The following is a 25886-nucleotide window of genomic DNA, read 5'->3' on the forward strand; positions in this document are numbered from 1 at the left end:
GACTTTGCAACCACCTACATTGAAGCTGGATCAACGATTGCCAGCGATAGATATCGTTCTTATCAAGCTTTGGCCAAAAATGGCTTCCACCATGAAGCCAAAAAGTACGACCTGAAAGAAAATCCAGATCATCTAAAGTGGCTTCATACGATCATCTCTAATGCGAAAGCTTTTATTGGTGGTACCTACCACGGCTTAGATCCTAAGCACCTACAAGCATATCTCGATGAGTTTTGCTATCGATTCAACCGCCGTGAGGTCAAAAGCGAGTTATTCAATAGGTTAGTTCATTGTTGCCTATCGTCTACGACGATTACCTATCCTGAGCTAGTTGGATAATCAAATTTATTTAAAATCGCCTAGTAAATAATTGTAGAAAGGTTCGTCTACCCAGAACTTATAAGAATCGACGTTCAAGCTGGCGTTGATTTTCTTTAAGCCAGTAACGACATCGCTAGATTTATCGCTGAGAGAGAAGGATTGTGCATAATAATGGCCTTTGCTGACTTTATTATTAGTAATTACTTTATAGTCTTTCACATCGGTTAATGAATAGTAGAGCGGCTGCCACCAGGAAGAATAAATAAGTCCTGTCTCGTCTTTACTGTTCTTTTTAGCATATTGGAAAATGACCTGTTGGAACTTATTCTTTTGCTCGGCGTTATCGAATTCGAACTCAATGTCGTATTCCTTGGCGTAGGCGATGAAATTGCCATTCTCGATTTGGACAACTTGATAATCGTCGGATTGTGTGGGCTCGCCCCATTCCTTCAAATAGATGAAGGCAGACGTTTTGGGCTCCAGTTGTACTTTCGCCTGGATGTTCTCGCTGCGCAGCAGTCCGATTAACTGAATCGCATGCGTAATGTCAGAATGCCCATAGGTGAGAGAGAGTGTTGGATCAAAGTTCGCATCGAATCGAGAATCCTTCAAGTTGTAGCCTGTAACGAGATTCTTTTTCAAGGCTTCATCGAAGACAGCACGCAATTCTGTTGATGAAATAAGATCCTCCGTACGCCAGGTGTCGTTAATTTTGCGGAAAATATCAGCATCGGAAGTCGTTCCAATGTAGTGCTTGTAATGTCCCTGGAAAGTAAGAATCTTACCAAGCAGCTCGTTCGCAAAGCTTTGGCCAGCCGCAGCATCCGCTTCGAAACCGGAGGAGACAAGGCCGGTATCAATAGCGGCGGCCAGCTCCTGAGCAGCTTGCAGCGTTAATTGATTGTTTTGATCGTAATCGATATGTACTTTAGCCAGGGCGGCTTTGATTTTATCCTTAGGATAGGTATAGGCGAGTTCTTTTAAGCCTGCGGCTTTTAACGCTATGAAAGTGGCTTGCAGCTGGGTAAGCGGCTGATCACCCTGCAGCTTGCCTTCGGATAGAATGCCTTTCTCGTGTAAAGCAAGTGCTGCTTTGTAATAAGGGCTGTCCTTCTGCAAGTCTGTGAATGCATTGATCTGATCTTTGGCTTTCAAGACGCGGTTAACTGCGATAATGAAATCGCCTTTTGATAAGGAGTCTGACAAGCTGATGGCATACTGATCTTTCAAGAACTGCTTGTAAGAGACTGCGGAATCACTCGCTTCAGCGGCACTGCTTAAGGTGCTCACAGAGGAGAAAAGAACGGCTGTTAATACAGCTACTTGCAGGGGCTTGCGGGATTTGAATAGTTTCATAAGATGAAAGCACCTCCGTTTTTTAATTCATATAGGAATAGTATGTTTTATTGAAATATATCAGCTAGGCCTTTAGGTGTCAATATATAATGGTTGTCGTTTTTATTCTTGACATGACTTAGGGAATCCACTACTATCAGTCTTAGTTGAAAAGTCGCACTTTGTCGAATTGGATAAAAAAATCTTTAATAAAAACAGATCAAAAGGGGAGAGCCACACATGAAAAAAACATTATTGTCCATTTTCGCCGTTACATTAATGCTGACTGGCTGCGGCACCGCTAAAAATGATATAACAGCTCCGGCAGCTACGAAAGCTGCAGAAGCAACAAAAGCGCCTGAAACGAAATTATCCAAAAAAATCATTCTAATAACACCGGAAAAAATTGGTGTGAACCCTTTCTTTGCTCAAGAGGATGAGGGTGTTAAAAAAGCTGGTAAAGAATTCGGCGTAGATGTAAAAACAGTAGAATCTACGGATGCCAGCGCGATTGAACAAAACCTGCGTGCTGCCGTTGCAGATAATTATGATCTTATTATTACCAGCTCCTTTGAATCCGAGGATGCTCTGAAAAAGGTAGCTGCTGAAAATCCGAAGAAATCTTTTGCTATTATTGATACAGTTGTAGATTTACCGAACGTTAGAAGCGTAGTATTCCGTGAACATGAAGCAGCATACTTACTTGGTGCGGCCGCAGGTCTTGCAACTAAGAAAAATGTTGTCGGTATGGTGGCAGCAGTTGATATTCCTTTGATCAAAAAATACACAGTCGGTTTCCAAGAAGGTTTGAAATCAACGAATCCGAATGCCAAATTCATCGTTAACTATGTAGGAAGCTTCACGGATCCAGCCAAAGCGAAAGAGCTGGCATTGACGCAATTCTCTCAAGGAGCAGACTTTATCGCAGCGGCATCAGCTGTAGGCGATTTGGGCGTGTTCGAAGCGGCTAAGGAAAAAGGCTTCTACACATCCGGCCAAGATATCGATCGTACAGTGACGGATCCTGAGCACATCGTTCTCTCTCAATTGAAAGGTACAGACAGCGTAGCTTACCAAACCGTGAAAGATTTCGTGAATGGCACCTTTAAATTTGGCGCTATGGATTACGGCTTGAAAGAAGACGGAGTGGGTCTTACTTTTGTAACAAAAGAAAGCAAATCCAAACTAAGTCCATTTATTGGACAAGACGTTGTGAATAAAGTGAAAGCCATCAAAGACGATATCGTAGCTGGCAAAGTTACGGTTCCGAATCCTCTGAAATAATAGTACGTCCCTTACAAACCTAATATAACCTCGGAAACTGTTTACGGCGACGTAGGCAGTTTCCGCATTTCTAGGAAAGGAGTGCGAAACCCGCTATGCTGCTTCAAATGAACCAAATTACCAAATCCTATGGAAGCTTAATAGCAAACTCCAACGTAGATTTTTCACTGCGCGAAGGTGAAATCCATGCGCTAGTCGGCGAGAATGGGGCAGGTAAAACAACCCTGATGCGCATCCTTTACGGCATGGAACAGCCTACGTCGGGAACGATTCTTTTACGCGGAAGAAAAGTCCAGTTCGTGAACCCTACGGATGCGATTCGTCAAGGGATCGGTATGGTGCATCAGCATTTCATGCTGTTTCCATCTTTTACAGTGGCTGAAAATATTGTCATCGGCAATGAACCGCAAGTCGGCGTGAAGTTCGACCGAAAGAAAGCTGCTCTGCAAGTTAAGGCATTGTGTGACAAGTACCGATTACCTATCGATCCATTGAGGAAAGTCGCTGACCTTCCGCTAGGATTGCAACAGCGTGTTGAGATTCTAAAGGTGCTCTATCAAGGTGCGGATATCATTATTTTGGACGAGCCGACTGGCGTTTTGACACCACTGGAAGCGAAGGAACTGCTTGTCATTATGAAGAGCTTAGCGAGTCAGGGGAAAAGCTTCATTGTCATCACGCACAAATTACATGAGGTCATGGAAGTTGCGGACCGAGTTACGGTGCTTCGAGACGGTAAAATCAGGGGAACAGTAAATACTTCGGCTACTAACGCAGACGAACTCTCTAAATTAATGGTAGGAAGAGAACTGGTGCAAACGAGCAAAAGTGCCGCTAGACTTGGTGAAACGGTTCTCGAAGTGAAAGAGATTACCATACAAGGCAAGAAAGGAAAGCCTGTATTGGATCGTATCAGTCTTGAGGTGAAGGCTGGTGAGATCGTAGGCGTCGCTGGCATTTCCGGAAACGGACAGTCTGAGCTGATTCAAAGCATTACAGGACTCCAGTCGATTGATCAAGGTCACATTCGTTTGATGGGCAAGGACATTACAGGCCGTTTGGTTCGTGAGATCAGGGAGAGCGGGCTTTCGCATATTCCTGAGGATCGTTACCAATGGGGGGCTGCCAAGGAAGGCAGCGTACTTGAAAACGGTACAATGGGACATCACAGAACGCATCGGCGTAACGGATTTTTGCAAGGCAAGTCGCTGCGAAATATGGTTGACGGCTTCATCCAGCAATTCCAGATTAAAACGGGTTCCCAGGATACGAAAGTCAAATTCCTGTCTGGAGGCAATCTTCAGAAACTGATTGTAGCCAGAGAAATTGCCCAAAAACAACCGTTCCTTATCGCAGCTGAACCCACGCGTGGCGTGGATGTTGGGGCGATGGAAGTGATCCATGATGAGCTGTTGAAAAAACGCGATGAGCAGGGAGCGATTCTGTTGGTATCTTCGGAATTGACGGAGATTCTTAAGCTTTCTGATCGCATTATCGTGATGTATGAAGGACGAATTGCGGGAGAGCTGTCAGCGCAGCATGCGACTGAGGAGCAAATCAGTCTGTTGATGGCAGGAGGTCATTCCCATGCTTAATTGGAAAGGAAACATTGGCGCACTGCTGCAGCCGCTTTTTGCGGTATGCATCGGTTTACTGGGCGGGGCCATTGCCATCGTCTTGATTGGCGGCTCCATTTCGGACACATACGCACAAATGTGGAAAGGCGCTTTCGGCAATTTTTACTTTTTTACCAATACATTGACGCGCGCGACACCGCTTATATTAGTTGGATTAGGCGTTTCAATAGCCTTCCGCGCCGGATTTTTCAACATGGGTTCGGAAGGTCAAATGATCCTTGGTGCTCTAACCAGCGCGATGATTGCGCTCTATTTTCCTGGACCTGCGCTTTTTAAATTATTCGCTGCGCTTCTAGGCGGTATTGCAGTCGGCGGCATATGGTCAGCCTTAGCTGGTTGGCTTGACGCGCGATTTAAGATGAATTTGATTGTCACCACACTCTTGCTCAATTATATTGCAGCTCTGTTTGCAGGCTATTTGGTCGCCTATCCGCTCAAGGATAAAACAGGATCAGCTGCACTCGCACAAACGATGATGATTGATAAAAGCATATGGCTGCCCAAGCTTTTTCAAGGGATGAGCATGCATGCGGGCTTCATCATTGCCATCGTTTTAGCCGTTCTCTTATTTTTGTTTATTAAATACAGTGCTGCCGGTTACGAAATCCGCATGCTTGGCTACAATCCGCTGTTTGCCGCTTATGGAGGCGTAAATCGCGGGAAATTAATGCTCGCGAGCATGTTCGCGAGCGGTGGCTTTGCTGGTCTTGCAGGCGCTGTCGAAGTGCTAGGCATGCAGTATCGCTATACGGACGGCATGATAACGAATCCGGGGTTCGCTTGGTCCGGGATTATGGCTACACTGCTATCTGGCGCACATCCGCTCGGTACGACGGTTGCCGCAGTCCTTCTGGCCGCACTGCAGACAGGCGGTATGGGTGTTGAACGAAACACGAGCATCCCTCTCGAAATATCAAGTGTCATTCAGTCTCTCTTGATCTTGTTCGTCACAGCTAGGTTCAGTTATACCCTATGGAAACGCAAGAAAGGAGGAGGAAGCGGTGCAGCATCTTCTTGATGTTTCGTTATTTAATTCCATGATTCGGATGGTTGCTCCGATTCTCCTCGCTGCGCTCGGCGGTGCAATCTGCTCAAGAGTTGGGTTGTTTAATGTTGGTTTGGAAGGCTTCGTGCTTGTAGGTGCGTTCTCTGCAATTGTAGGCAATCATTATTCCGGCAATGTCTTTCTAGCAGTTTTGATTGCGATAGCGGTGACGATGTTATTTTCACTCGCATTTGCGTATATTAGCATCCATTTGCAAGCGAACGTCATCGTCGTCGGTATTTCATTTAATTTTCTGGCGCTTGGCTTAACAGCGTTTTGCCTAAAAGCCATTTTCCATGTGAAAGGCGCCTTCTACGATAAAAATATGGTGGGGCTGCCGAAGTGGAACATTCCTTATGTGCAAGATATTCCTGTCATTGGCGGTATTATATCGGGCCATTCCCCGCTTGTTTACTTGGCCTTTGCCCTGGTGCTTGGCCTGCAGTACTTTTTGTTTAAATCAGTCCTTGGCTTCCGCTTGCTGGCCGTGGGTGAGAACCCCGTTGCAGCGAAAAGCATAGGCATTAAAGTGAGCCGTATGCAGTATCTGGCCGTGTTAATTTGCGGTTTGCTTTGCGGGTTGGCAGGCGCTCAGCTGTCACTCGGTCAAGTCACAATGTTTACCGAAGGCATGACGGCGGGCAGAGGCTTTATTGCGCTGGTCGCAACGATGTTAGGACAAGCCAATCCGCTTGGCGTCATGGCATCAAGTCTTCTATTCGGACTGATGGATGCATTCAGCATCAGATTGCAGGGCTTCTCGCTGCCGACTCATTTCACACAAATACTTCCTTATATTGTGACGCTGCTCGCGATGCTCTTTTTTAGAAAGAACAGTTATATGGCTGATGCTCAGAAAGCTAACGGAAGCTCGCGCTAGGCTGCTAAAAGGAGATAATGACAAATGGAAAAAAGCACCAAGGCTGATCGAATCAGAAAAATGAAGGTTCCCTCCGTAGGTGCCTCCATGTCAGACCGAGTCCCGCCGGGACAGGTTTTGACAGACCGGTTTCCGATTTTGCATGAAGGAGAGGTACCGGAATACGACATGGCAGAGTGGACATTGCGAGTGTTTGGCGAGGTCGAAGAGGACAAAGTTGTTACTTATGAACAACTGCTGGCGATGCCTCAAACGCAAGTCCTCTGCGATATTCACTGCGTAACCCGTTGGTCTAAGCTGGACACGGCCTGGGAAGGGATTCTATTTCGCGATTTCCTTCGCCTGTTGGATATCAAGCCGCAAGGCAAGTTCGTCATGCTGCATGCCGACAACGACTATGAAACGAACGTTCCGCTCGAGGATCTGATGGGCGACCACGTTTTGTTGGCTTTGAAATATGATGGGAAGCCGCTGACGCCTAAACATGGTTGGCCTCTACGGTTGATTGTGCCTCATTTATATTTTTGGAAAAGTCCGAAATGGATTCGAGGCGTCGAAATTATGACAGCTGACCGTGAAGGCTTCTGGGAACAAAATGGCTTCCATAATGTGGCTGATCCATTTCAAGAGCAGCGCTTCTCCGGGGAAGCGATTCCGATTCCAGAAGATGAATGGGAAAAGAAGGAGTTTGATTGATATGCTATTGCCAATTTTACAGGTTCATTCAGAGGATTTATCACCCTACGCAATCGTATGCGGTGACCCTTTTCGCGCGGAAGTCATAGCCAGCAAGCTAGAGCAAAGCAAAGAACTCGCCTTCAGTCGTGAATATCGCACGTTTGTCGGTGAATTCCAAGGCGTTCCGATTACGGTTGTCAGCCATGGCGTTGGCTCGCCAGGTGCAGCCGTTTGCTTCGAGGAACTGATCAAAGGCGGCGTAAAGACACTGATTCGCGTTGGCACAGCAGGCTCATATTCCGCTGATGTGCCGCCAGGCAGCTTAGTCGTCAGTACGGCAGCCGTGAGGGAAGAGGGCTTAACTCGTCAGCTGGTTCCGCATGGCTTCCCAGCAGTTGCTGACTTGGATGTCGTGCAGGCGTTGTACGAAGCCGCATCAGAGACGGATGGTCTCGTGCGCAAAGGGATTACCGTGACCTTGGATGCCTTCTTCCAAGGTGTCGAGGAATTTCCGCACCGCAAGTACAAGCAAGCGGGAGCTCTTGCCGTTGAGATGGAAATTGCAGCGCTCTATGTGATTGCTTCATTGCGTGGCGTGCGTGCGGGTGCGATTGTTGCGCTAGACGGCTATGCCGACGCCGATTTGAGAGAAGTCTACAACCCTCATACCGATGTTGTTGCTTACGCTGTTGAACGTGAAATTATGACAGCGATTCATGCGGTTATCAAACTTCACGCTAAGGCTTAGATACATTGGAGTGACCGATGCCGCAGCTGTTGCTAGTTTGGAGGAGGCTGCGCCCAAAAGGCGTTATTGGATGTTATGACTCTTTGCCCGTTACTGTAATGTGCTATGGTTTGCTTTGCTTTGGTAACCAGAACTTATCGAGGGAACGTAGATGCGCTATTTGGACGAAAACAGCCGAAATCCTGAGGAAGAGGAACGACGATGTGTTATTTCACGTTTTTTTGCCTTCGGATCGCTCATATAGATCAAATAGCGTTCTCACGTTCCTCTTATTCTATTTCACGCACAGATTTCCCGAAATAACGCATCGACGTTCCGCCAACTAGAGATCGGGTGACTTTCCCTTCGAAAGAAAATAAAAAAAATGAGAAGGCAAGGACCTTGCCATCTCATTTTTTTGTTTTCTGAGCTCCTAATTTGGGTCAGATCTTTATGCGTATGTAACGATTATGTAATTAAAAAATTGGGATTCTTGCTTTATTCCCATCTTTGGCATATAAAATGGCTTCTGAACTAAATAAATCAACGTGCTCCAACGGTTGAGCAAGGTTCATCGTTGTAAATTTGTTATAACGAAGAGCGTTGATCAGAGAGGGAATTAATTTGTGGTCCGTTCCAACGAAATTGACAGAAATCGGCGTTTTGTTAAATAAAATATTCATTCTCAACTTCAACTCATCTCCTATAGAAAAATAAATATAAACAACTGAGAGTTAAGAATATCATCTATTAAGTAATAAGTCCGTCGATTATCGTTGTCGGAATAACACTAGTTCTGTCGAGGTTCGAGAAAATAAAACAGGTGCCAATAGAGGCCGCTTGAACCAATGCGTTCAAGTGGCCTCTTCGTATTACAGAAAACGACGATGATGCTTCTTCCCGTCAAAAGTGAACAAAACCGGTTTATCCTCGACGATGGTATGCATATGAATGGATTTGCCCCAGAGCTTGTAAATGTAGGGAAGAGTTCGCTCGACGTACTTGAGGTCAAGTTCGACTCCCTCAAAAGCATGCTTCAAATACAATTCCCCGCTGCGCTGGTAATCGCCATCTTCCACAACAATGTAGGGGAAGCCACCATTCACTCTAGAATAAATAAGCTGATCCCGCGTGTTTTCCCACGTTTTATCCGTAATCTTCCACTCAGGACCTTTCTTTTCAAATATATATAAATCGAGTTCTTCCACAAGCGGTTGATTCAAATAATTCCGGATAAAAGAGGTATCTGATTCGTATTCGCGAACCTCGAATATTTTATTCCGACCATCTCCGGGCTTGCGTCCATGCCTTCTTATTTCTTCTTCTGTCGGATTGTCCCAGTGCTTCTCAATATCTTCAAAAATTTTAAGCCCAAGATAATAAGGATTTAAGGTATGGCGAGATGGAACCACAACCGAGGAGTTGAGCTTGGAGTACTCAATTGTTTCCTCTTCCGTCAAATCCAGCTCGCGCAATATGTGTTGATGCCAGTAGGAAGCCCAGCCCTCGTTCATGATTTTCGTTTCAAGCTGCGGCCAGAAATAGAGCATTTCATCGCGGAGCATCGTCAGAATATCTCGCTGCCAATCTTCCATATAGGGGGCATTCTCCTCGATGAAAAGCAAAATATCTTTTTCAGGTTGAGGTGGAAAGCGTTTGTTTTCCTCTTTTTCAGGTGCAGGGGGTTTGTTCTTAACATCAAGATCCCATATATCCTCATATCCATAGGTTGCTACAGATCGGGCGGCTGGTGTGGAGGCTTTATGGGTTTCCTGACGATTACGCGTCTGTCGATAAGATAGGGTCAGCACAGGATCAATGTGCTCCTGAATCGCTAGCACGGCGTCAATGAATTGCTCGACTTCGTCAATGCCATGTTCGATTTCGTATTGCCGAATTCTTTCGGCGGTAGCGGACATGCTTTCTACCATATTGCGATTCGTATTTGCGAAACGAGCGTTATTTTTGAAAAAATCACAATGGGCAAGCACGTGTGCTACAATCAGCTTATTTTGAATGAGAGAATTCCCATCTAGTAAGAAGGCATAACAGGGGTCAGAGTTAATGACCAATTCGTAAATTTTACTCAAGCCAAAATCATACTGAGTTTTCATACGGTGGAAATTTTTACCGAAACTCCAGTGACTGTAACGCGTCGGCATCCCATAGGCACCGAAGGTATATATAATTTCGGCGGGGCAGATTTCGTACCTCATCGGGAAGAAATCAAGTCCAAACCCTTTAGCAATTTCCGTTATTTCATCAATGGCGTATTCGAGCTTTTGGATTTCGGTTTTACTCACTGAACAGCCACTCCTTCCTGCTTTGTAAAAAAGGTTTTCAGTGCTTTGTACACTTCACCTTTCTCACGAATGACATAATGAAGAAATTTAGGATCATGAATATGGCGGAAAGCGGACATGAGTGTACTGCTGCGATTGTACTGGTTGACCTCTCCGTATCCGAACATGTTAGAGCGCTCCATTAACTGCGTAATGAGCTTCACACAGCGTTCGTTATCTGACGTCAAATTATCACCATCGGAGAAATGAAAGGGATAAATATTAAATTGTGACGGTGGATACCGTTTGTCGATAATATCAATCGCTGCTTGGTAAGCAGAGGAGCAAATCGTACCTCCACTTTCGCCTTTGGTGAAAAACTCTTCCTCCGTGACCTCTTTAGCTTCAGTATGATGAGCAATAAATACAATCTCGACATTCTCATACTTCGTGCGCAGGAAGCGCGTCATCCAGAAAAAGAAGCTGCGGGCTATATATTTCTCAAAGGAACCCATGGAACCGGAGGTATCCATCATCGCAATAATCAGCGCATTCGAGTGAGGCTTCTCTATCTCTTCCCACGTTTTGAAACGAAGGTCATCGGGGCTGATATGATGGATCCCAGGGGAATTCGATCGCGAATTACGACGCATATTCTCCAAAATGGTCCGTTTCTTATCGATGTTGGACATAATCCCTTTTTTGCGGATATCGTTGAAAATCACTTCTGTCGTCGTCATATTGCGCTTATCTTTTTTCTTCAAATTGGGCAGCTCCAGCTCAGAGAACAACATGGCTTGCAGTTCCTCCATGCTCACTTCCGCTTCATAGTAATCCTCACCGGCTTGATCGCCTGCACCCTCACCTTTCCCGGGGGCTTGGGCTGGCTGTGGATCTGTACCCAACACATCGCCGACCTGAGAGTCACCGTCTCCCTGACCAACATGTTTTCCTTTACTAAAGTTATAGCGGAATCGGTATTCATCCAGACTCTTAATAGGTACTTTCACAACCTGTTTTCCATTGGACATGACAATGCTTTCGTCGGTAACCAGATCAGGAAGATTCTGTTTAATGGCTTCTTTCACCTTCTCTTGGTGCCTGGTCTGATCCTGATATCCTTTGCGGTGTAAGGACCAATCCTCTTTGGAAACGATAAAAAGGGGTTCTGTCATGAGGACACCTCCTTGGTTGCTTTATGGCAAGCTTGACGCTGAAACAGACTTTGGCAGTAATAAAGCTTGTTACTAAATATATTCAAGTATGCGGGGGATATGTGAAAGATTGAGGATTATGATGATAAGACGAAAGCGACTTATCGTAAACTAGACGTATATTTTATTTGCAGCATTCTTATGAAGATGAAGAACGGTTATGTTATAATCAATGTACAAGTGAGGATAATTGGTGGTGATAGTAATGGAAAAAGTAAATAGCTCCGAAGAGCTTATGGAAACCATAATCAGCATGAATAGTGAGCATTCAGTTCGTCAATTTCTTATACCTGGGAAAGGGAAATTTACGGTTGTTCTTCAAGAGGAAGATCATCTTTCTATTAGTTCTGAAGTTAAAGTGAATCCAGAACTTAAGCGCATGATTGATGAAAGTCGTGAAGAATATAAACAAGGTAAGGGAATGTCAACTACTGAGCTTTTGAAATCATTGTCCCCTAAGGATTTTGCATAATGAATACTCGCTCGATCATCTGGCTTCCTACTGTTAGAACAAAGCTAATCCAGTTTCGCAGTGAGCGTTTCACTAAGGAAGAAACATTTGATTTCATTACTCAGGTTGTTTTGGAAGTTGAAGACTACTTGAAGAATCCGGTAATTGGTAAGGCTTATACAGAGGAGTTTGGTGAATACAGGGGAATAACTCGTATAGTGGTCAGAAAATTCAGAATTTATTTTGAGATTGTAGATGATGTGCTCACTATTGTTGCTGTTTTATTTCCTGGCGAAAAGTAAATGATTCATTAGAGTTCAAAAAAAGTCTGCCTCTACCCTCCCGCGGCTACGCATTGGAGATCAGGCAGATTTTTTAGTTAATTCTGAAATACCCATGGAACCGGAGGTATGTAGCTGTGTCATTTACATGTTGATATGGCTAGCTCGATTTAATGGATAGGGTTAAAAAAGCTGGTTTCTTTCGTAAGCCTATTATTCCCAAGGTAGAAATGACGGCTACTCGTTGACGGAATTGGGAAGCTCGAATATGATGATTCTGTCAATAGAAGAGGTGATTGGAACAATGGCGTTTTTTCTGCAAGCCTTTACAAGTCGGCTGACTCGAAAATATTTATTAATTTTCTCATTAATATTGATCATTCCGACAATTATCATCTATCGTTTGATAGTGAGTTACGCACAGAATGTCATGGAAGAGCATATTGCTCGTGATAATTTGATCGGAGCGGACGCGATTGTCAATCGTTTGAATGCGGAAATCACCAATGTGGTGCTGCAGCTGCAGTTGATTGCGGGTCAAAATCTAGCCTACCAAACAGACGAAAAAACGATGTATGAGAATGCGAAGCAGACGATCGCCAAGAGCTCTATGCTTCATGCCATTTACTATGTCGATAATGAATCGCGGATGCGTTTCGAGGCCCCCTTTTCTCCAGAAATGCAAGCGGTTTCTTATGCGTACCCAGGACTTGAACATGTGCGATGGAGCTATACGTATATGGTTTCGGGCCTGCTCTACAATTATCGTAAAGAAACAGCTGTGACCATAGCCGTTCCTGTCTACTATAAAGATCGCACGTTTCACGGGGCTCTTGTGGCTGAGCTTAGCCGAGACTATTTGTCTGAGATGCTGCGTACCATGAGCGCAAGCCGTGAAGGCTTCAGCTATTTGTTGGATTTGAATGGACGAGTTATTGCCTCATCGGAAGAAGATATTCTTGGCAAGGATTTGGGAAGCGACTCGATTGGACAACGGTTAATGGTCGGTGATTCAGGACTTATTACAAGCTTATATCAAGGTCGCGAAAGCATTGTTGCTTATCAACAGATGCGCGATAACTGGGGATTGGCACTGGGCATACCCAAAGATATTGCTTTTCAACCGGTACAGTTGCTGGGCCGTGCGCTGACGATTAGTTTTTTATCCATATTCGTGTTAAGTCTATTACTTATTTTATTTGGAATGCGTGGTTTGCTGTATCCGATCATTCATCTCACTCGTTTTGCCAACAAATATAGGCAGGAGCATACGTTAGAAGCTCTTCAAGCAGACCGGATGGATGCCAAGGATGAATTGAGCGTACTCACCGGGACCATGAAAGCACTTACGCATGAGCTTGATTTCAAGGAACGTTTTCTTCGAGATGTCATTGAAGGTATCCCCTACGCACTTGTAACGATCAATCATGAAGGCTTGGTTACGCACGCCAATGATAAATTTTATCATTTATTTCAAATCCATTGGACCGATCCGACGAAGCCGCACATATCTGTTATACCCGAGCTGTCGAACATGTCTTCGCTTCAGGGAGAGTCAGAGCTAACCATCCTTGGCGATCGAGGAGAACGGAATATTGTTCGAATTGTGACAGCGCCCTTCCATAATGGTGTTCTCGCTGTTTTACAGGATGTGACGCAAATTAAGCTGCTTGAGGAACATGTCAGTCAAAGTGAAAAACTTGCTCAAATGGGACAAATTACGGCTGGCGTTGCCCATGAATTGAAAAATCCGCTTGCCGTACTTGCCAGCAGCTCGGAATTGATGAAGGATGAGATGATGGAAACGCATCAGGATTTCGAATTAATCCGTACCCTTATTTATGATATTGATGAAGAGATCGCGCGAATGAGCGGTATCGTCAATCAATTTTTATCGTTTGCAAAAACCAAGAGCGAGGATGAAGGCTTGATTGGGGTTGATCAACTGATTGAACGGGTTTTGCATCTGCTGCGCATCAAATTTAACGAATCAAAAGTCATCGTAAATAAGCATTTTGAGGCTCCGCTGCCTTTAATTTTGGGTAGATATAACAAGTTAATTCAATTATTTCTTAATTTGTTCCTAAATAGTATCGATGCGATGCCGAGCGGCGGGCTGTTGACACTAAGCATCATGAGAAAAGAACAGGAACTCGAAGTCAGAATCGAGGATTCCGGCGAAGGGATTTCTCAAAACGATATGCAGTGGCTGTTTAATCCGTTTTTTTCCACGAAGGAGCAAGGTACGGGAATCGGCCTTACCATTGCCAGTGAGATTATTCGAGAACATGGCGGGGAAATTCAAATCGAAAGCATCCTACAGCAAGGGACGACGGTCATTTGTAAATTTCCCATCCAGCGAAAGGAGATAACCGTATGATATATCGGATATTGGTGGTCGATGATGAAGTCAAGCTTTGCCGTAACATCGCAATTAAGCTGGAAAGACGGGGTTATAAGGTAGATTCTGCTTATGATGGGAAGACGGCGATTGGCATGTTGGAGCATACAGCGTATGATGCGGTTATTTTGGATTATATGCTGACGGATATGACGGGACTGGATGTTCTGCAGGCGATCAAACAAAAGCATCCATATTTATTGATATTTATGCTTACTGCTTATGGTAATGTAGAAAATGCGGTCATGGCTATGAAGCTTGGAGCCGTAGATTACTTGAATAAACCTATTGAATTGAAGCTGCTTGCCGAGAAAATAGAGACGGCTCTGCCTATAGCAAGGGCTGATGAAACGGCGGGTAGTATGTCTTTCGTTAGCGACCAGATGAAGCAGATTCGGGAAATGCTGGAGCGTATTAATCAAACGGAAGCCAGTATTTTGCTGCTTGGCGAAAGCGGAGTAGGTAAAACGGCATTGGCCAAATGGATTCACCAGGAGAGTCACCGGAATCAACATCCTTTCATCTCATTGAATTGTGCTGCAATACCTGAAAACCTGCTGGAAAGTGAATTGTTTGGCTATGAAAAAGGAGCCTTCACCGGAGCCGTCGACACCCGTATTGGCAAATTCGAAGCGGCTAATCAAGGGACTATTTTTCTAGATGAAATTGGCGAAATGTCTCTAGCTACGCAGGCCAAATTGCTGCACGTTATTGAGGAAAAGCGGATCATCCGACTTGGAAGTAATCAAGAACGTATCATGGATGTACGCATCATCGCAGCAACGAACCGTAACATTCAGGAATTCGTCCGTGATGGAAAGTTCCGAGAGGATTTATACTATCGCTTAAATTTAGTAGAAATCACCATACCACCACTCCGTCAGCGAAAAGAAGACATTGCTGTTCTTGTCGGGTCAAAGCTGCAGGAGCTCAATACCAAATATAGAAAATCGGTCATGGCCTCTGATGAACTGAAGAAAGCATTCGAAACCATGCCATGGCATGGGAATATTCGCGAGTTGTTCAATGTCCTAGAACGGATGCATATTTTAAAAACAAACGGACACCTTCATATTGGTGATTTGCCAGCCAATTTGTCAGCTCAAACGGATCATAAAATGAATGAATCACGTACAGGCAAGCTGCAGGAAGTACTGGAGGAGGTTGAGGAGAAAATGATCGAGGATGCACTGGTTCGTTCCAAAGGTAATCAGACCAAGGCCGCCGATCTGCTTGGCATCTCCCGCAACACATTAATTCACAAGATAAAGAAGAGCAAACGATGAAGACCAGAGGTTGGTTATGTATCCCCATTGTAATGTTTGTAGTGCTGCTTTCTTCCTGTACTCGTGGAACATTAGAAATGACCGATGATTTGAATAAGCCGCTTCCGTTAAATAAAACAAAGATTACGATAGGGTCGAAGTCCATGACTGAGCAATATCTGCTCCTCAAGATGACTTCTCTGGTACTTCGACAGCATGGTTACCCTGTGAATGAAATGGTCACGCTCGATAGCGATGCAGTTCGATCTGCGATGGAAGCCGGGGTTATTGATCTGTATTGGGAGTATACAACGACAGCTAGGCAGTATTACCAAAAGCAGGCGCCAATCTATGATGCCGATGAAGTGTTCCGCTTAGTCTCGGAATCGGATGCGAAGAAAGGTATAATTTGGCTGCCAAGAAGTCAGTTTAACAGCAGCTGGGCATTGCTTATGCGGGATGACGCGGCAAAACAACTGGGTATCCGTACGATCTCTGATCTCGCCCGTATTTTCAAAGAAAAGCGGCTGACGATGAAGTTTGCCACGAATGATGAATACCAGCAAAGAGAAGATGGGATGAAGCGTCTTCAGGACATCTATGACTTTGTTGTTCCCAAAAATCAAATTGTCGCTATGGACACCAGTTTGCTGCCTCAAGCAGTGAAAGAAGCTCGTGTAGATGTTGCGGTAGGGCTCGCTTCCGATTCTAGAATTAAAGATCATCATCTGGTGATTATTGAGGATGATCGTTACTTGTTTCCACCCTATCATGCGGCTCCCGTCATCATTAAGAAGACGTTGGATCAGAATGAGGAAATAAGCGAACTTATCAAACCTATTACGGAAGTCATCGACAATAACAACATGAGTGAATTGATGTACCAGGTGGATATTCTGCATAAGGATGTAACCCAAACTGCTCGTAATTTTTTGCTGCAAAAGCATATTTTGCAGCCTTGAAGTCAGCGGAAATGGCGTTTATTGGGATTCGAAAATTGGATGGAAATATGGCTCTCAATACGGAAATAAGGCATTGACGTTCCGCCAGACGTGCCGTATCGTCACTTTCAAGGAAATTAGCGCATCGACGTTCCCCTTCAACTTTTTAACCAGGTTTTTGGATGGTCATTTTCCAGCAGGAAGACGGAATGAGTAATGGACCCGAGGCATAGCCTCGGGTTTTATTTGACATATAAGCGAGTTGAGACAAAGGACCGTCAGGATGAACTGACGGTTTTATTTATGTATCGTAAAATTGCGCAGAAATTTTACAGGTGCTGTAAAGATTTTGTGCAATCGCTTACAAAAAGAGCGCTGCGAAGTACTTTTTGCTGATACTATAACGGTTTCATGAATTGGCACGGTTTTTGCTGTATAAATAGTATCCGAATAAATGAGGTGAAGAGATGAAAATTACTGCTATCGATATCAAACATTATCTACTTCCCCTAGACCCGCCATTCAAAGCGGCTTGGGATCCGAATCCAAGAAAGAAATTTGCTTCCACCATTGTAAAGGTTCACACCGATGAAGGGATTACGGGAATTGGCTCAGGGGACTTAATGACAGGCTTTGAAGGACATGAGCATTTATTTATCGGTAAAGATCCTTTTGAAATTGAACGGCATGCGCAGATGATCTATAATATCGATTTCCATTATGGCCGCTGCTGGAGTCTGGATCTCGCGTTGTGGGACTTAATGGGCAAAGCTACAGGGCAGCCTGTTTACAAGCTGCTGGGGGGACGAAGCAATAAGCTTCTTGCATACGCTTCCAATGGTGAAATCGTTGAGCCGGAGGTAAGGGCTGAGCGGGCACAGCTGTTTATCGAACAGGGCTTCAAGGCGATGAAAATCCGTTTCCACCATGCCGACGTTCGCGACGATATCAAAGTGGTAGAAGAAGTGCGCAAAGCTGTTGGCAACAAGATTGAGATCATGATCGACGCCAATCAAGGATGGAAAATGCCATGGGATACGGAAGGTACCTGGGATCTGAAGAAAGCCTATCAAGTGGCCAAAGAATTAGAGCAGCTAGGTGTATTCTGGCTCGAGGAGCCTCTGCCGCATCACGATTTCCGCGGGCTTGCCAAACTTCGCGAAATGACGGGCATTCGCATAGCGGGTGGAGAGATGAACCGCCGTCTGCATGATTTCGTCGAGCTGAACCGCTTGGGCGCACTCGATGTTTATCAGCCCGACGTCGCTCTATCCGGTGGCATCACATACACCAAAAAGATTGCAGACCTCGTGCAGGCTGATGGCGCCTGGTTCAGTCCGCATACCTGGACGAACGGCATCGGTGTTTTGGCCAATCTTCATTTGGCCGCTGCAGTTAGCCATTGTCCATATCTCGAATTCCCTTACGATCCGCCATCTTGGTCAGACGACCGCAGGGATTTCGTCATGGCCAACAAGCTGAAGGTTGATTCGGACGGGTATTTAAACCTCTCAGATGCGCCGGGTCTCGGCATCGAGCTCGATGAAGAAGCGCTGGAGAGATACGCATATAAGCATGTATATGTAGGTGAAAGCTGATGAGCTATTTGTTTAACAATCTGGATAAGGTGGGGGAGCTGTTTGGACAGCATGTGATGCTGACGTTTATGTCGCTCGGCATTGCACTTTTGTTCGCATTACCGATCGGCTTCTTGGTCGCTAAATACCGGCAGCTGTACACACCAGTAACCGGGGTGTTGGGCATTATTTATACGATTCCGAGCATGGCTCTCTACGCGACGCTGATTCCTTATACAGGACTTGGCGTGAAAACCGCTACGATTGGACTCGTCGCATATGCACAAATGATTTTGGTGCGAAATGTTGTAGCCGCTATTAAAGGGATTGATCCATTGATGCTGGAAGCAGCCAAGGGAATGGGCATGAGCAAATGGCAAATCGTGATGAAGATCGAAGTGCCGCTCTCGATTCCTGTCATCTTGGCAGGGATTCGTATTGCGACTGTGTCGATCATCTCGATTGGCACGATTGCAGCATGGATTGGCGGAGGCGGGCTGGGGACGCTGATTTTCCAAGGCTTAAACCATCAGCATACAGGGAAAATCATTGCGGGTACCATTGCTATCACTGTCTTGGCCATTTCGGCAGATGTTATTTTTCGTCTAATTGAAAGATGGCTTCGCCCCAAAATGGCATAACTGTTTCTAAGGAGGTGCTACAAATTGCTATGGAAAGAAATTCAAACTTATTTTCATGAGAATGCATCCGTTTTTTGGGGTAATTTAATCAGTCACATCGAGTTGAGTATCGCTGCAATCGGAGTTGCCTTAATCCTTTGTGTACCGCTTGGTATCTGGATTTCACGAAATCTCGCCGTAGCGGATTATATCATTAACGGAATCAATATGTTCCGAGTTGTACCGAGTTTGGCCATCTTGGCCTTAGCCATGCCAATCCTTGGTGTCGGATTTACACCCGCTCTTCTTGCCCTAACCTTACTTGCTTGCCCGCCCATTATCATTAATACGTATGTGGCATTTCGTGAGATTGATGCGGGCATTAAGGAAGCGGCCAAGGGGATGGGCATGACACCTATGCAAATGGTATTTAAGATCGAACTGCCGCTTGCGCTTCCGGTTATGCTGGCGGGCATTCGCACCGCATCCGTTGAAGTTATTGCCAGCGCAACGCTGGCCGTATTGATCGGCGGTCAAGGCCTCGGCAGCTATATCATCAATGGTGTGAGTATGATGTCCAAGAGTTATTTGCTTATTGGAGCCGTACCCGTTGCCTTGCTAGCTCTAATAAGTGAATTTGTATTCGCTTACATTCAAAGGCGCGCAAGCTATACCTGATCACGATCAATTTTGCCCATAGGGCGATTGATATATGAAACCATATGAATCCATGAAAAGGGGATATTTCACATGAAAAAAAACATTTTGGCTTTATCCGTTTTGGCCATTTCGACAGCAACTGTTTTGGCTGGTTGCGGCAGTGGGGCATCCAAAGAAGCATCAGCAGGCGGCACAACGACTAAAAAATCAGATTTGGCTATGACGGTTGGCTCCAAGGATAATACGGAAAATCATTTGATTGGCGAGATGTATGCCGAGATCTTTGAGGATATGGGGATGAAAGTTACCCGTAAACTGAGTCTTGGCGGCACGGCGCCTACTTTTGAAGCGCTGAAGAAGGGTGATTTGGATATTTATCCGGAGTATACCGGAACTGGCTTGACCGTCATGCTGAAGCAGCCTGTTGAAAAAGATCAAAAGAAGGTTGAGCAAACGCTGAGTGAAGGTTTTAAACAGTGGAACCTGGAATGGCTGGAGTCAGCTCCTGAGAATGCCACATACGGTTTTGCCACGAAGAAAGAAACGGCGGATAAATATAAGCTGGAAAGCATTTCTGACTTGGCTAAACACAGCAGCGAGTTAACGCTGTCCTATCCACAGGAATTCGACGTGCGCGATGATTCCCTTCCAGGTCTGCAAAAAGCTTTTAAAGATAAGGGCGGATTCAAGTTCAAAAAGCAATTCCAAATCGATTACAGTCTCCGCTACAATCCGTTGAAAGAAGGACAATCTGATGTAACGGTATCCGTAGGTACGGATGGTCAAATCTCAGGAATGGGCTTAAAGCTATTGAAGGATGATATCAGCTTCTTCCCGATCTACCATGTTGCTCCGCTGGTTCGTAAAGAAAAACTCGATAAAGAGCCCGCGATTAAAGAGCGTTTAAACAAACTGTCTAAGCTGCTTACGGACGAAGCGGTTCAAAAAATGAACTGGCAAGTTGACGGTCCAGATAAGAAAGAAATTGAAGCTGTAGCCAAAGCTTTCCTGAAAGAAAATAAACTTATTAAATAACTCGGAGGTCCTTATGCTATCGATGGAAACTAAGCTTTATATCGATGGGGAGTGGACGGAGGCTGGTTCCAGTCTCCTCTCCCCTGTTTATAATCCAGCTACGGGAGAACTGTTGACAGAAGTCGTTCAAGGGGGGCAGGAACAAGCGAGGCTTGCCGTTGAAGCCGCATACCGTGCTTTTCCAAGCTGGTCCAGTACAGCAGCAGAAGTGAGATCTGTTTGGCTGCGTAAAATGTACGATGCTATTGTGGCCAATGCAGACCGTTTAGGCGAAATCATGACACTCGAGCAAGGTAAGCCATTCGAAGAAGCGAAGGGTGAAGTGCTTTGGGGTGCGGATTTTCTTTTATGGTATTCCGAAGAGGCGAAGCGGATCAATGGTGAAATTATCCCTTCGTCAAGAACGACGCAGAAGATCCTTGTACAAAGACAGCCAATTGGCGTTGTTGCAGCCATTACACCTTGGAATTTCCCGACTTCAATGATTACGCGTAAGTTGGCTCCGGCGCTTGCTGCTGGTTGTACAGCAGTCATCAAGCCTTCTCCGGATACACCGTTATCCGCTATCGCATTGTTTGAAATTTTCGATCAAATCGGCCTGCCCAAAGGTGTTGTGAACTTAGTGCTTGGCGATGCAGAAGCAATTGGCCGCGAGTTTTTGGACAATGAAAAAGTTCGCAAAATTAGCTTCACAGGATCCACGAATGTTGGGAAATATTTGTTGGAGCAGTCAGCCAAGCAAGTGAAAAAAGTTTCACTGGAACTGGGAGGCCATGCCCCATTCATCGTATTCGAAGATGCTGATCTGGACGCAGCGGCCGAGGGCTTGATGTATAACAAGTTTCAGAATGGCGGACAGACCTGCATTTGTGCCAACCGCATCTTCGTGCATGCATCGGTCAAGGACGCTTTTGTCGAAAAATTTACCAATCTCATGAGTGAGCTTCGTGTTGGAAATGGGATGGTGCCGGGCATGCAGATGGGGCCACTCATTCATGCCGGGGCTGTAGCCAAGGTGCATGAGCACGTACAGGATGCAGTGGATAAGGGAGCCACGCTTGTCTATGGTGGCAGCCCACTAACAGAAGGTGAATATGCCAAAGGCAGCTATTTCGCGCCTACAGTATTGACCGATGTAACACCGGAAATGAAGATTTTTAACGAAGAAACATTTGGCCCTATAGCTCCTTTCATTATCTTTGAAAACGAAGAAGAAGTCGTTCAACTTGCAAATAGTTCACCATACGGACTGGCGTCTTATCTTTACTCCACGAACTTAGCGCGTACGATGCGTGTGGCTGACGCTCTTGAATACGGCATGGTCGGCGTTAACGAATCCTCACTTGGTTACGTGCAGGCTCCTTTTGGCGGGATCAAGCAAAGTGGAATGGGCAGAGAAGGCGGTCAGCACGGTGTGGATGATTTCTTGGAATATAAATATATAAATCTGAATTTCTAATGAGGTGAGTAGCGGATGAGCATCGCTTACAAGCAAGTGCATAAGCAGTACCCGGGTGTTCCTGCTCCTGCTGTTGACCAGGTCAATTTATCGGTTCGTGAAGGTGAGCTTATTGTTTTCCTAGGCCCCTCGGGCTGTGGAAAGACGACTCTGCTCAAAATGACCAACCGTTTGTATGAGCCGACTTCCGGTACGATAGAAATCGATGGTAAGGATATTTCTACGATGCAACCTGAGATGTTACGCCGTCAAATCGGCTATGTCATTCAACAAAATGGACTGTTTCCACACATGAGGATTGAAGATAATATCGCTGTGGTGCCGCGCTTGCTGCACTGGAGTGAGCCAAGTATTTCTAGCCGGATCGATGAATTGCTCGAGATGGTCCATTTGGATCCTAAGTCGTTTCGAAAGCGGCTTCCAAGTCAGCTCTCAGGCGGTCAGCAGCAAAGAGTAGGCATCGCGCGCGCGTTAGCTGCGGATCCGAGTATTTTACTCATGGATGAACCGTTCGGTGCGATAGATGCCATCACTCGTTTGAGCTTGCAGGATGAGCTGCTGCGAATTCAAAGGCGCACCAAGAAGACGATTCTTTTCGTGACCCATGATGTGGACGAAGCCTTTAGGCTGGCTGATCGTATTGTTGTCATGCAAAGCGGGAAAATTGTCCAATTCGATACACCATACGCGATCATTACGAACCCTGCGAATGATTTTGTTAAACAGTTGGTAGGAGACCGGGATATTTACCGACGGATGAATTTGCTCAAGATTAGCGACATTCTGAACGTGAAGGATATGGTTAAAGGAGCCGTTGTCAGCACCAAGCCTGTCGTTCATTTGGATGAATGCGTCAAAGATGTCTTTACTCGTTTAGTGGAAACCAGAAGTAAGGAATTGATTGTTGTTAATCACATGAACTGTCGTGTGGGGACGATTGATATCGAGACGATTCTGGATCAAATGGAACAGCACGGACGTGATTATGCGCAAAGCTGAAGACGCTTTTGGCGAACTAGAGTTACCAGATGATGCGCTGTACGGGTTGCAAACGGCTAGAACGATTAGCAATATGAGCTTTTCCGGTCATAGCTTGTCGCAGTACCCGGTTTACATCCAATCTCTTGCATCTGTAAAGAAAGCAGCGGCTTTAGCTAATTCAAAGACCGGCGTGATTGATTCAGCAATCTGTACAGCCATTATTGGAGCTTGCGACGAACTGATTGCTGGAAAGCATGCGGAGCAGTTTCCCGTGGATGCCTTCCATGGAGGCGGCAGCATCGGCATTAATTTGAACATCAATGAAGTCATTGCTGCTCTGGCTGGGGAGCAGATAAGCCCCGCCAATCACGTAAATGCCTCGCAATCTACGGCTGATGTTTGCCATACGGCCATACGAATTGCGTTGATCGAGACGTTTAAGCCGCTGGAGCAGCACTTGCTTCAGGTGATCCAGACATTGGAGCTAAAAGCGGAGCAGCTAGAATCGGTAACCACTATCGCGCGAACCTGCTGGCAGGATGGAATGCGGGTATCGGCTGGCGTAGTGTTTCAGTCTACCGCTTCTGCTCTAAAACGCCGAATAGCAGCAATGAGCCAGGCAGTGGAGGACATACACCGCATCAACTTGGGTGGGACCGTGATTGGTTCAGGCATAGGAGCGAGTACGCCATATCGAGAAGCTGTGGTTCCTATATTGGCGGAAATCACAGGGCTTCCGTTACAACTACGGTCGGACCTATATGATGCGGCACAGTACCCCGACGACTTAGGACGTTTGTCTTCAGAGGTTCGTTTGACATCAGCTGTACTTGTTAAATTAGCGAAGGATTTACGGCTGCTGTCCTCAGGGCCGGAGACCGGTCTTGCTGAGCTGACACTACCGGCTGTACAGGCGGGTTCTTCTTTTTTTCCCGGAAAAGTGAATCCGGTTATTCCTGAAACCGTCATCCATTGCGGATTATTAATCAATGGGCATGATTCCGTCATCCAATCGGCTGTTGAGTTAGGCGAAGTGCATTTGAATTTAGCCGACGGTTTGATGGGGACGCTGCTGCTGGACAACATGCAGATGCTGTCGCGGACTGCTGTTATTTTTGAATCCAGATGTTTGTCAGGCATTACTGTAAATGAGGAAACCTGCAAGCGTTATGCGGATAGCTTCATTCCGTTGATCGTCGACTTGAAGGAAGCGTATGGCTATGAGCAGGTTGCATTATGGATGAAACAATATGAACCTAAACAAATCAGAGAGAAATTCGGAAGGAGCGAGAAGCATGAGTAATATTCAGCCTGCCCAGTTGGAATGGGCGCAAGATTGGTTGAAAGAGGTGAAATCCCTCTATATCGGCGGGGAATGGGTGGAAGGCGGAGGTTCGCTGTTAAGCTCCATCAATCCTGCAAATGGGCAGGAGCTGGGGAAGTTTCGCGGAGCGAATGAAGAAAATGTGAATCAGGCGGTTGCCGCTGCTCACGGAGCTTTTGAAGCGGGCGAATGGAAGACGATGTCCCGCAGAGAACGGGGACGCACGATGTGGAAAATCGCAGCATGTATCCGAGAACATCATGCGGAATTGGCGACACTAGAGTCGCTGGATAATGGAAAGCTGTACAAAGAAGCTTATTTGGATGACGTGACAGAAGCTGCTGAGCTATTTGAATACTATGGTGGCTGGGTAGATAAATTTTACGGTGAGGTGAGCCCGGTTGAAGGCAATTTCACCAGTTTTACCACTAAAGATCCTATCGGTGTGTGCGGTCAAATCGTTCCTTGGAACTTCCCGATCGTGATGGGCGTATGGAAGCTCGCGCCAGCACTTGCCATGGGGAATACGATCGTTTTCAAGCCATCGAGCGCAACAAGCTATTCGATCATTCGTTTATTTGAAATCATTCATGATTCAGGTCTGCTTCCCAAGGGTACGATCAATCTGATCCTTGGTGAAGGCCGAATCGGTTCTTATATTACCCGCCACATGGGCGTGGACAAAGTTTCATTCACAGGCAGCACAGGCGTTGGCAAACAGCTCGTTCATGATTCTGCGGATTCGAATTTAAAGCCTGTAACGCTGGAGCTTGGCGGGAAGTCGCCTAACATTATTTTCGCTGATGCACCAAATATGGATGCGGCTATCGAACGCTCATTCTACGGATTGTTTACGCATAAAGGGGAGAAATGCTCAGCGCCAACGAGGCTGTTCGTAGAACGTCCAGTCTATGAAAGAGTCGTTGGAAGGCTTGCAGAGTATGCTGACGCCTATAAACTGGGTGATCCATTTAACGTAAACTCGGATCAGGGTCCGCAGGTTTCCAGAGCACATATGGAAAGTATTCTTGGTTATATTCAAAAAGGCGTGCAGCAAGGCGCTCGCATTGCAGCAGGCGGATATCGTGACACCGAAGGCAATAATGAACAAGGTTATTATGTTAGACCTACGATCTTGGCTGACGTAACGAATGATATGATCGTGGCTCAAGAGGAGATTTTTGGACCCGTTCTCGTCGTTATTCCTTTTGATACGGAAGAGGAAGCGGTTCGATTGGCGAATGACTCCATTTACGGATTGGCCGCAGGTCTATGGACGAATGATGTGGCTAGGGCTCATCGAGTAGCCAATAAGCTGGATGCCGGTCAAGTATTCGTTAATCGGTATGGCTGCTACGACTATGCGAGCCCATTCGGCGGCTTTAAGCAAAGCGGATGGGGCAAGGAGTACGCCATTCATTCTTTGAGTTCCTACACCAAAACAAAAGCAATTTGGATTGCCCATTAAACGAGAGAGGGGATAAACAG

24 protein-coding genes are annotated in these 25886 nt (G+C 45.8%); 20 read left to right on the plus strand and 4 right to left on the minus strand.

Annotated elements, in window-relative coordinates; all coding sequences use genetic code 11:
- A partial coding sequence (locus tag G519_RS52555) for an IS1595 family transposase (RefSeq protein WP_036633432.1) occupies positions 1-339 on the plus strand: 339 nt, incomplete at its 5' end.
- A gap of 6 nt (positions 340-345) precedes the next feature.
- Here the strand turns inward: G519_RS52555 and G519_RS0130315 are convergent.
- Positions 346-1677, minus strand: a complete 1332-nt coding sequence (locus G519_RS0130315) for an S-layer homology domain-containing protein (RefSeq protein ID WP_029197864.1) — start codon at positions 1675-1677, stop codon at positions 346-348.
- Positions 1678-1896: 219 nt separating this feature from the next.
- Between G519_RS0130315 and G519_RS0130320 the strand changes: the two genes are divergently transcribed.
- The 6 genes from G519_RS0130320 to G519_RS0130345 all read left to right on the plus strand — a co-directional run bounded on the left by G519_RS0130320 (position 1897) and on the right by G519_RS0130345 (position 7928).
- Complete coding sequence (locus G519_RS0130320) at positions 1897-2940, plus strand: BMP family lipoprotein (protein ID WP_029197865.1); 1044 nt, start codon at positions 1897-1899, stop codon at positions 2938-2940.
- A gap of 95 nt (positions 2941-3035) precedes the next feature.
- Positions 3036-4535, plus strand: coding sequence for an ABC transporter ATP-binding protein (locus G519_RS0130325; RefSeq protein WP_029197866.1), 1500 nt, complete (start codon positions 3036-3038; stop codon positions 4533-4535).
- Positions 4528-5595 (plus strand): ABC transporter permease, encoded by a 1068-nt coding sequence (locus G519_RS0130330; protein ID WP_029197867.1) that lies wholly within the window; start codon positions 4528-4530, stop codon positions 5593-5595. The genes G519_RS0130325 and G519_RS0130330 overlap by 8 nt, the downstream gene beginning before the upstream one ends.
- A 28-nt stretch (positions 5596-5623) precedes the next feature.
- Positions 5624-6502, plus strand: coding sequence for an ABC transporter permease (locus G519_RS0130335; RefSeq protein WP_084160414.1), 879 nt, complete (start codon positions 5624-5626; stop codon positions 6500-6502).
- A gap of 24 nt (positions 6503-6526) precedes the next feature.
- Positions 6527-7198, plus strand: a complete 672-nt coding sequence (locus tag G519_RS0130340; RefSeq protein WP_029197869.1) for a sulfite oxidase-like oxidoreductase — start codon at positions 6527-6529, stop codon at positions 7196-7198.
- Between the two features lies 1 nt (position 7199).
- A complete protein-coding gene (locus tag G519_RS0130345) occupies positions 7200-7928 on the plus strand; it encodes a nucleoside phosphorylase (protein WP_029197870.1) in 729 nt (242 codons plus the stop codon).
- 455 nt (positions 7929-8383) lie between these two features.
- Here the strand turns inward: G519_RS0130345 and G519_RS0130350 are convergent, their stop codons facing one another.
- From G519_RS0130350 to yhbH, 3 genes are all read right to left on the minus strand, one after another.
- On the minus strand, positions 8384-8596 hold the full coding sequence (locus G519_RS0130350; RefSeq protein ID WP_029197871.1) for a hypothetical protein: 213 nt from the start codon (positions 8594-8596) through the stop codon (positions 8384-8386).
- Between the two features lie 183 nt (positions 8597-8779).
- Positions 8780-10210: a SpoVR family protein gene (locus tag G519_RS0130355; RefSeq protein ID WP_029197872.1), complete on the minus strand. Its 1431-nt coding sequence runs from the start codon at positions 10208-10210 to the stop codon at positions 8780-8782.
- Positions 10207-11364, minus strand: a complete 1158-nt coding sequence (yhbH, locus tag G519_RS0130360) for a sporulation protein YhbH (RefSeq protein WP_029197873.1) — start codon at positions 11362-11364, stop codon at positions 10207-10209. The genes G519_RS0130355 and yhbH overlap by 4 nt, the downstream gene beginning before the upstream one ends.
- A 244-nt stretch (positions 11365-11608) precedes the next feature.
- On the opposite strand from yhbH, the gene G519_RS0130365 reads away from it, so the two are divergent.
- From G519_RS0130365 to G519_RS0130425, 13 genes are all read left to right on the plus strand, one after another.
- A complete protein-coding gene (locus G519_RS0130365) occupies positions 11609-11875 on the plus strand; it encodes a hypothetical protein (RefSeq protein ID WP_029197874.1) in 267 nt (88 codons plus the stop codon).
- Complete coding sequence (locus tag G519_RS0130370) at positions 11875-12156, plus strand: hypothetical protein (protein ID WP_029197875.1); 282 nt, start codon at positions 11875-11877, stop codon at positions 12154-12156. The genes G519_RS0130365 and G519_RS0130370 overlap by 1 nt, the downstream gene beginning before the upstream one ends.
- 247 nt (positions 12157-12403) lie before the next feature.
- Positions 12404-14515: a PAS domain-containing sensor histidine kinase gene (locus G519_RS0130375; RefSeq protein ID WP_029197876.1), complete on the plus strand. Its 2112-nt coding sequence runs from the start codon at positions 12404-12406 to the stop codon at positions 14513-14515.
- The gene (locus G519_RS0130380) at positions 14512-15822 is read left to right on the plus strand and encodes a sigma-54-dependent transcriptional regulator (protein ID WP_029197877.1); all 1311 of its coding nucleotides are present in this window, start codon (positions 14512-14514) and stop codon (positions 15820-15822) included. The genes G519_RS0130375 and G519_RS0130380 overlap by 4 nt, the downstream gene beginning before the upstream one ends.
- Entirely contained in the window at positions 15819-16763 is a 945-nt protein-coding gene (locus G519_RS0130385; protein WP_029197878.1) for an ABC transporter substrate-binding protein, read from the plus strand. The genes G519_RS0130380 and G519_RS0130385 overlap by 4 nt, the downstream gene beginning before the upstream one ends.
- Before the next feature lie 446 nt (positions 16764-17209).
- Positions 17210-18340, plus strand: a complete 1131-nt coding sequence (locus G519_RS0130390; RefSeq protein WP_029197879.1) for a mandelate racemase/muconate lactonizing enzyme family protein — start codon at positions 17210-17212, stop codon at positions 18338-18340.
- On the plus strand, positions 18340-18960 hold the full coding sequence (locus G519_RS0130395; protein ID WP_036634338.1) for an ABC transporter permease: 621 nt from the start codon (positions 18340-18342) through the stop codon (positions 18958-18960). Before G519_RS0130390 ends, G519_RS0130395 begins: the two co-directional genes overlap by 1 nt.
- Positions 18961-18984: 24 nt before the next feature.
- Complete coding sequence (locus tag G519_RS0130400) at positions 18985-19617, plus strand: ABC transporter permease (protein ID WP_244280278.1); 633 nt, start codon at positions 18985-18987, stop codon at positions 19615-19617.
- A gap of 72 nt (positions 19618-19689) precedes the next feature.
- On the plus strand, positions 19690-20634 hold the full coding sequence (locus tag G519_RS0130405) for an ABC transporter substrate-binding protein (RefSeq protein WP_029197882.1): 945 nt from the start codon (positions 19690-19692) through the stop codon (positions 20632-20634).
- Positions 20635-20656: 22 nt separating this feature from the next.
- Complete coding sequence (locus tag G519_RS0130410; protein WP_029197883.1) at positions 20657-22093, plus strand: NAD-dependent succinate-semialdehyde dehydrogenase; 1437 nt, start codon at positions 20657-20659, stop codon at positions 22091-22093.
- A gap of 15 nt (positions 22094-22108) precedes the next feature.
- Positions 22109-23092, plus strand: coding sequence for an ABC transporter ATP-binding protein (locus G519_RS45285; protein ID WP_036634342.1), 984 nt, complete (start codon positions 22109-22111; stop codon positions 23090-23092).
- Complete coding sequence (locus G519_RS45290) at positions 23031-24377, plus strand: lyase family protein (protein ID WP_244280280.1); 1347 nt, start codon at positions 23031-23033, stop codon at positions 24375-24377. The genes G519_RS45285 and G519_RS45290 overlap by 62 nt, the downstream gene beginning before the upstream one ends.
- A complete protein-coding gene (locus G519_RS0130425) occupies positions 24370-25866 on the plus strand; it encodes an aldehyde dehydrogenase family protein (protein ID WP_029197884.1) in 1497 nt (498 codons plus the stop codon). Before G519_RS45290 ends, G519_RS0130425 begins: the two co-directional genes overlap by 8 nt.
- The last annotated feature ends 20 nt before the right edge of the window (positions 25867-25886 follow it).

The sequence above is a fragment of the Paenibacillus alginolyticus DSM 5050 = NBRC 15375 genome, from assembly GCF_000422905.1.
Lineage (GTDB): Bacteria > Bacillota > Bacilli > Paenibacillales > NBRC-103111 > Paenibacillus_E > Paenibacillus_E alginolyticus.

Bases quoted from the DNA above. Each gene is read 5' to 3' on its own strand.
- G519_RS0130315 (WP_029197864.1), bottom strand. From the start codon at position 1,677: ATGAAACTATTCAAATCCCGCAAGCCCCTGCAAGTAGCTGTATTAACA.
- G519_RS0130320 (WP_029197865.1), top strand. From the start codon at position 1,897: ATGAAAAAAACATTATTGTCCATTTTCGCCGTTACATTAATGCTGACT.
- G519_RS0130325 (WP_029197866.1), top strand. From the start codon at position 3,036: ATGCTGCTTCAAATGAACCAAATTACCAAATCCTATGGAAGCTTAATA.
- G519_RS0130330 (WP_029197867.1), top strand. From the start codon at position 4,528: ATGCTTAATTGGAAAGGAAACATTGGCGCACTGCTGCAGCCGCTTTTT.
- G519_RS0130335 (WP_084160414.1), top strand. From the start codon at position 5,624: ATGGTTGCTCCGATTCTCCTCGCTGCGCTCGGCGGTGCAATCTGCTCA.
- G519_RS0130340 (WP_029197869.1), top strand. From the start codon at position 6,527: ATGGAAAAAAGCACCAAGGCTGATCGAATCAGAAAAATGAAGGTTCCC.
- G519_RS0130345 (WP_029197870.1), top strand. From the start codon at position 7,200: ATGCTATTGCCAATTTTACAGGTTCATTCAGAGGATTTATCACCCTAC.
- yhbH (WP_029197873.1), bottom strand. From the start codon at position 11,364: ATGACAGAACCCCTTTTTATCGTTTCCAAAGAGGATTGGTCCTTACAC.
- G519_RS0130365 (WP_029197874.1), top strand. From the start codon at position 11,609: ATGGAAAAAGTAAATAGCTCCGAAGAGCTTATGGAAACCATAATCAGC.
- G519_RS0130370 (WP_029197875.1), top strand. From the start codon at position 11,875: ATGAATACTCGCTCGATCATCTGGCTTCCTACTGTTAGAACAAAGCTA.
- G519_RS0130375 (WP_029197876.1), top strand. From the start codon at position 12,404: ATGATGATTCTGTCAATAGAAGAGGTGATTGGAACAATGGCGTTTTTT.
- G519_RS0130380 (WP_029197877.1), top strand. From the start codon at position 14,512: ATGATATATCGGATATTGGTGGTCGATGATGAAGTCAAGCTTTGCCGT.
- G519_RS0130385 (WP_029197878.1), top strand. From the start codon at position 15,819: ATGAAGACCAGAGGTTGGTTATGTATCCCCATTGTAATGTTTGTAGTG.
- G519_RS0130390 (WP_029197879.1), top strand. From the start codon at position 17,210: ATGAAAATTACTGCTATCGATATCAAACATTATCTACTTCCCCTAGAC.
- G519_RS0130395 (WP_036634338.1), top strand. From the start codon at position 18,340: ATGAGCTATTTGTTTAACAATCTGGATAAGGTGGGGGAGCTGTTTGGA.
- G519_RS0130405 (WP_029197882.1), top strand. From the start codon at position 19,690: ATGAAAAAAAACATTTTGGCTTTATCCGTTTTGGCCATTTCGACAGCA.
- G519_RS0130410 (WP_029197883.1), top strand. From the start codon at position 20,657: ATGGAAACTAAGCTTTATATCGATGGGGAGTGGACGGAGGCTGGTTCC.
- G519_RS45285 (WP_036634342.1), top strand. From the start codon at position 22,109: ATGAGCATCGCTTACAAGCAAGTGCATAAGCAGTACCCGGGTGTTCCT.
- G519_RS0130425 (WP_029197884.1), top strand. From the start codon at position 24,370: ATGAGTAATATTCAGCCTGCCCAGTTGGAATGGGCGCAAGATTGGTTG.